The following is a 4,228-nucleotide window of genomic DNA, read 5'->3' on the forward strand; positions in this document are numbered from 1 at the left end:
AACAAAAAAGTCAAAGAAAGCCTTCTAGTAACATAAAAATAATCATCACAATCGGTATGTTGTTGGTGATTACTATTGTTATGTCTAACTATTTTTTTTCAACCATTTCTCAAAACTCGAATATCACCACAATATTTCCAACAACTGATAGTGTCTCTCTTAGCCATCACCAGCTAGTCAGTAACTCGCAGTTATTAAACATGCAAAACAATATATCAGACCTCAATCGTGTTCCTGATAGCCCCATAGTTGATGCTATCATTAGTTATGATGATTTTAGACAAGAGTCGCAGAATACCTTGTATAGAGAGACTGACAGCTCTGTAGTACGTGAAACAGATAATGTAGTGAATAGGGAGCCAGTTTTGAGTCAGGAAATGTTTAGAATGGAAGCGAAGAGAGTCTTATATCGTGAGGCAGAATGAGGTCGCAGTAAGCATTGCAGCCCAGGTCACTGGTGTAGTCAGCGAACTACTAAGGCGTTCTCTCAATCTTAGACGTTTTGACTAGTTTGGGGACTTAAACCAAATTAGGGCCTGTTGACTATGCAACATGCCCTAATAATAAAGCATTATGGATTTATAACATTAATCAGATTTCTCAGCCAGTTTATAGCTTTGATACTGTCTTTGTATGTCAATATATTCGGCAATACGTTTGGCATCATGCCATACGCCCCAAATAAAGCTAGAGCCTTTACTAGACAGGTACGGCAAACCAACAAAGTAAATGCCTGGCTCGCTGGTGATGCCTCTATTGTGTATCGGCGCACCATTTTCTTGAAAAATATCGAACGGTAGCCAGTTGTAATCATAGCCAAAACCGGATGCCCAAATAATACTGGTGATATTGTCTTTTTCAAAATCCAATTCATGGATGGGGTTTTTCATAGAGTCAGGCATATCCATGATAATTTTTGCTTCAGGTTCTTCAGGCAAATCTAGACCATTCGCTTCAATGTAGTCATCCATCTCTTCAAGATTATCTAAGTAGTTTTTCTCAGCACTGACAATGTTGTCAACCAAATCGTCATTAAAAGAGACAGTATTGTCTTCAAAGGCTTTGGTCATTCCTACAAGAGTGATGCCATCATGACCCATTTTTCTAAAATCGACAGTTTGACCACCATTCATTCCGCTTACCGCAAACCCTTTAATAGGTCTTTGTGGTGGCTTTGTTTCGTGCCATGTGCCTAATACACCTAACCACCAAACATTGTCTCTTTCTCTATATTTACGTGGTGGTCGCTCGTGCGGGCCCACAGATAAATACACCTTTTTGCCAGCACTATTGAGTTCTGATGCAATTTGTACACCTGAAGATCCTGCACCAACAACCAATACCGCACCATCAGGGAGCTGATCGGGGTTTTTGTATTGATCAGAATGTATTTGATATAAGTCTGTTTTTTGAGGAGCAATAGCAGGAATAACGGGTTTTTGGAAAGGCCCTGTTGCGACCACAATATTATTGGCAACAACGTCTCCTTGATTAGTTTTGACGGTAAAACCTATCATATTCTTGTTTTTTACAATATTTTGTACTTCTACGCCAGTTTCTACTGGCGCATCAATCATGTGGGCATATTGTTCAAAATATTCAGCCACTTCATTGTGTGGTACAAAACTCTCTGGGTCATGAGGAAAGTCCATATTTGGAAACTTGTCATGCCAGCAAGGACCGTTGGCCACTAGTGAGTCCCATCTACGGGTCCTCCATGCTTCAGCAATTCGGTTTTTTTCTAATACCAAGTGATTGATACCTAGATTGCTTAAATGCTCACTCATGGCAATACCAGCTTGACCTGAACCAACGATGAGCGTATCTATATTTTTGTTGTTGATTGACATATGGCTATTCTCTCTATTAAACAAATATGAATGTTTGGCATAACAACTCTATTAAGGTCAAATCCTCTCAATAAATCATATCCACTGACCTCATCATAATTTTTATATATTACAAATGACAATCATATGTCCTGAATTTATACCTCAAAAAAACCGAATCAATTTGATATGGCTGAACCTAATCATTGGAAAGGAAATCTTAATTTGCCTTGAAATTGATTTGCGACATACTGTTTATAAGGCCTAACAGAAGCTTTAGACAGCACTTATTTTATTTAAACATGACATGAGGCAGCCAATGAAACACACACGTATCAGACCCTTTAATACCAAAGACACCTATCCTGAGCAAAATATTGATAATGACTTGTGCCAAGCAGTGGTGGCAAAAGGCAGCACTGTGTTTTTACGAGGTCAAATTGGCCAAAATCTAGAAACTAATGAAAGCGTTTGTATTGGCGATGTCAAAGGTCAAACAGAACAAGCAATGTACAACATTGATATGTTGTTAAAAGAGGCTGGCGGAGAGCTAGAGGATATCTGCAAAATCACCATTTACATCATAGATCCTAGATACCGCGAAGATGTTTATCGTGTGGTTGGTCGTTGGCTAAAAGGCGTACATCCTGTATCCACTGGTATTGTGGTCTCTGCATTGGCACGTCCTGAATGGTTGGTAGAAGTAGATGCCACCGCTGTGATCTAAAACTATAATTTATATTAAGGATGTACGATGACTTTTTCTATTATTGCACGCTGCACAAAAACAGGACAGTTAGGAGCGGCGGTTAGCTCATCATCACCAGCAGTGGCATCTAGGTGTATTCGTGCTAAAGCTGGTGTTGGTGTGGTTACCAGTCAAAATATAACTGACCCTAACTTGTCTCAAGTATTGCTTGAGATGATGCAATACAATTTAACGCCCACTGATGCTGGCCTAGAGCTAATTAAAAGTACAGAGTTTATCCAATATCGCCAATTAATGGCGTTAGATACAACAGGGGCACCTTTTGTATTTAGCGGTGAGCACACCCTCGGCACATTTTCTACGGTTGTTGGAAAAAATGCTTCTTGCGCCGGAAATATGCTATCTAACACGGCTGTGCCAGAAGCTATGCTAAATACTTTTGAAAAAAGCGAAGGCGCGCTTGCCAGCAGACTACTTGAAAGCTTAGTATCAGGGTATAACGCAGGTGGAGAAGAAGGGGAAGTGCACTCTGCAGGGCTGCTAGTAGTAGATAAAGCCACGTGGCCGATTGTAGATCTTCGAGTTGATTGGTCAGACACTCCAATAGAGGATTTACAGCAATTGTGGGGAATTTACGAACCTCAATTAGACGATTATGTTGTAAGAGCTTTTAACCCAACGATTTCACCAAGTTATGGAGTACCTGGAGACTTATAAATATTATTTAATCAAAAGGATTTATCGTGTTAAGTCGCATCACTCTACGCCAAATGGAATACTTTGTTACCACCGCTGAAAGTGGCAGTATTATCATCGCTTCTGAAAAGATCCATATCTCATCTCCGTCGATATCAGCGGCAATAGCGCATATGGAATCTGAGCTCCATGCGCAGTTATTTATTCGCCAACATGCTAAGGGGCTGTTATTAACAGAAATTGGTGAGCAAGTAAAAAATGCTTGCAAAGTGATTCTCGCGCAATCTTCTGATCTTTATTCTATGTCAGCTGACTTCACAGGTGTCATGCGCGGCAAAATTAAAGTAGGGTGTTTTTCATCCTTTGCGCCTTTTATTTATGCTGAAATCATACATGGGTTTTCTCATTTATATAGTCAGGTAGATTTAGAAGCAGTGATAGATGATCACCATAACTTGCTGCAAGAATTGAATCAAAACACGATAGATCTCGCATTATTATATGACTTGCATATTGATGAAAATCTAATCAATTTTACGCCATTAGCAGACCTACCACCGTATGTGCTTTTGGCAAAATCTCATCCATTGGCTAAAAACACAGCCGTTACGTTGGAAGAGCTGACTGAGTATCCGATGATACTACTAGATATGCCTTACAGTAACGATTATTTTCTTTCGCTTTTTCGTACCAAGCGTTTAAAACCCAACATTAAAGAAACTTGTAAATACGTTGATGTCATTCGTTCGATGGTTGGCAACAATATTGGTTACACCATTTTAAATGTTCGACCAAAAACTGACTTTTCATACGACGGTAAAGAGTTGGTCATGGTTAGGATATCTGGTGATGTGCGTCCTATGAAAATTGGTATTGCCACACCTAAAAATGCAAGTCTTACCAACGTTCAACAAGCTTTTGCTAGCCGTTGCCAAGCCTTTATTTCAAACCAATATATACCAGGCATGAGTGTTTCTTATTTTTCGGAAGCTCA

At 39.6% G+C, this 4,228-nt stretch carries 5 protein-coding genes; 4 read left to right on the plus strand and 1 reads right to left on the minus strand.

The window, feature by feature from the left end; all coding sequences use genetic code 11:
* Positions 1 to 425 (plus strand): hypothetical protein (locus ACT3QP_RS14155; protein WP_444525949.1); only part of this gene is annotated, 425 nt, incomplete at its 5' end.
* A 162-nt stretch (positions 426 to 587) separates the two neighbouring features.
* Here the strand turns inward: ACT3QP_RS14155 and ACT3QP_RS14160 are convergent.
* Complete coding sequence (locus tag ACT3QP_RS14160; RefSeq protein ID WP_192518453.1) at positions 588 to 1,850, minus strand: flavin-containing monooxygenase; 1,263 nt, start codon at positions 1,848 to 1,850, stop codon at positions 588 to 590.
* Between the two features lie 298 nt (positions 1,851 to 2,148).
* On the opposite strand from ACT3QP_RS14160, the gene ACT3QP_RS14165 reads away from it, so the two are divergent.
* The 3 genes from ACT3QP_RS14165 to ACT3QP_RS14175 all read left to right on the plus strand — a co-directional run.
* Positions 2,149 to 2,556: a RidA family protein gene (locus ACT3QP_RS14165; RefSeq protein WP_192518452.1), complete on the plus strand. Its 408-nt coding sequence runs from the start codon at positions 2,149 to 2,151 to the stop codon at positions 2,554 to 2,556.
* A gap of 27 nt (positions 2,557 to 2,583) precedes the next feature.
* The gene (locus ACT3QP_RS14170; protein WP_192518451.1) at positions 2,584 to 3,255 is read left to right on the plus strand and encodes a DUF1028 domain-containing protein; all 672 of its coding nucleotides are present in this window, start codon (positions 2,584 to 2,586) and stop codon (positions 3,253 to 3,255) included.
* Between the two features lie 26 nt (positions 3,256 to 3,281).
* Positions 3,282 to 4,228 (plus strand): LysR family transcriptional regulator (locus ACT3QP_RS14175; protein WP_444525950.1); only part of this gene is annotated, 947 nt, incomplete at its 3' end.

The organism is Psychrobacter sp. AOP7-B1-24 (assembly GCF_052376215.1).
Taxonomy (GTDB): domain Bacteria; phylum Pseudomonadota; class Gammaproteobacteria; order Pseudomonadales; family Moraxellaceae; genus Psychrobacter.